This window comes from Chelatococcus reniformis (assembly GCF_014640075.1).
GTDB classification, from domain to species: Bacteria; Pseudomonadota; Alphaproteobacteria; order Rhizobiales; family Beijerinckiaceae; genus Camelimonas; species Camelimonas reniformis.
On the sequence record NZ_BMGG01000027.1, the window covers coordinates 1 to 2212 of the forward strand.

The 2212-nt window shown below is 67.1% G+C and carries 1 protein-coding gene; it reads right to left on the reverse strand.

Annotated features, from left to right (window positions below):
- Window positions 1–283: 283 nt before the first annotated feature.
- A partial coding sequence (locus IEW34_RS30160) for a glycosyltransferase (protein ID WP_188612952.1) occupies window positions 284–2212 on the reverse strand: 1929 nt, incomplete at its 5' end.

Genomic DNA, 2212 nt, shown 5'->3' on the forward strand with positions numbered 1-2212 from the left:
ACGGCATAGTAGGCCGCCCACCGGTCGGTCTCCACCAGCGGCGATTGGCCGACGTAGAACAGGGTCACCGCATGGCCTGCCTGGGCGAGCAGCACAGCCAGATGTGACGTCGCGGTACCGATGCCGCCATTCTTGTGAGCGCCGAGGATCTCGTCCGATACGAGGCAGATACGCATGGTGATTCCAGAGCCTTAAATCAGCGGAGCTGCTGGCCGGCCAGCAGCTCCCATAGGCCGGGTGACGCGCCGGTTTGGTCGTGGGCGCAGGGACAATCTCAGCGGGGTCATCCGGCCGAGGGCCGAGCCGCGTGCGCACCCAGAGCGCTGACGAGCTTTCGAATGGCGGGATCCATCCGCGCCTCGAACAGGGAGGCGACCGCCCTCCAATTCTCGTAGGCGTCGGTTGTGGCGATCTTGCCGTCCGGGTCGGTCCGCTGCCAGAGCAACGGGATCTGCAGGGACAGCAGGCGTGCACCGGCGAGCACCGCCCTCAAGTGGAGCTGCCAGTCCGCATGGGTTCCCCCGGGCTGTTCGTGGAGGCCGGCGAGATCGAGGACGGGCCGGCGGAAGATCGCGGCCGCGTCGCCGAAGCAATTGCGGAATAGCCCGAGCGCGACAGGCCCGCCCGAAAAAGCGCAGCGCTCGCCGTAGATCAGCTCCGCCGGATCGGGCGGACCATCCGTCTGCTCGAACCGCTGCATCTGAGCCGTCACGATGTCGGCGCCCGAACACCGGCTCGCCCGCAGCAGGGTTTCGACCAGGTTGGGAAACGCGATGTCGTCGTCGTCCAGAAGAATGATGCGATCACCGCCGGCGGCGCCGACTCCCGTGCTCCACGCCGGCCCCTGACGATTGTCCTGCCGAATGACGCGCACCCGCAAGCCGCCGACGCCCTGTTCGGCCCGGGCCAGATAGTCCGCAGCCGCCTGGGTCCTGCTGCCGTCGTCGACGACGATCGTCTCGAAATCCTGCTCGGTCTGAGCCGCGAGGGAGCGGAGCACCCGCTCCAGATGTACCGGCCGGTCGCGGTGCGCCACGACGATCGAGACCGCCGGCGACGAGTTGCCGACCGATGGGCTCCTGGCCGCCCCTGCGGAACGCGCGTCCAGAGCCGCCGCGTGCACGCGCTCGAACCACGCCAGCCACGTGGTCGCCACCGTCTTCTGATCGTAGGCGGGGCGGGCAGCAGTCCAGCTGCCCGCCGAAAGAACCTCGGCAAGCTTGGCTGCGAGAGACGTCGCCGTCGGCTCGAAGAGGCATCTTGCGTGATCCTCCGGGCTGAGCAGCTCGGGAATGCCTCCCGATCCAGCGGCAATGAACGGCAGGCCGAGCTTCAGCGACTCGTAGACAACGCAAGGTGAGTTGTCGACGAGCGAGGGAATCACCGCAATGCACTCGTTCTCGCGCAGGAAGTCCTGCGCCTCGTCCGAGGACAGATCGCTCTTGATCTCGGCATGCGGCAGAAGATCGGGCCGCTTCTCGCCGATGAAAGTCATGACCGTCTCGGCCGAGACGGTCCCCGGCTTGCCCAGGAACGTGAGCTTGAACCTGCGGTCACGGAGCGCCTCGGAGGCGAGCGCCTGCAGGAAGATGGTGACGCCCTTGCGCTCGTCGAGCCTGCCGAAGAATGCAATGTGGCGGGGCTGCTCGATCACGCGCCGCTGGTCGGTGCCAGCCTCTGCCCCCAGCAGTTCCGGGGCAGCCAGAAAATACGGAATGACCGCCGCGTCGCGGGGGAGCGTCCATTGCGCGTCCCGCATCCAGCCGGCCAGATAGGCCGACGGCGAGACCAGCGCGTCGGCCAGCTCGATCGCCTGCTGCTCCATGAAGGCGATGCCGAGCTGCTCGTGCGACGGCAAAGGAAGCCGGTTCGCTTCATAGATCCAGTCGGTGTTGGAATGGGTGATGACGGCCAGGGCCGTCCGCTGGAACGCCAGCCCGCACCGCTTGGCGACGATGCAGCCGTGGCCCAGGCCCCACAATTCCTCGAAGAGAACGAAGTCGAAGTCCCGATGCGAGAGCTGCTCGAAGATCTCGGTGGGCTGCTTGATCCACCCTGGGCTGATCCGAGCGTGCGAGGCGGGGAAGTGACGGAGCTCTATCTTGGCGACGGCATAGTAGGCCGCCCACCGGTCGGTCTCCACCAGCGGCGATTGGCCGACGTAGAACAGGGTCACCGCATGGCCTGCCTGGGCGAGCAGCACAGCCAGATG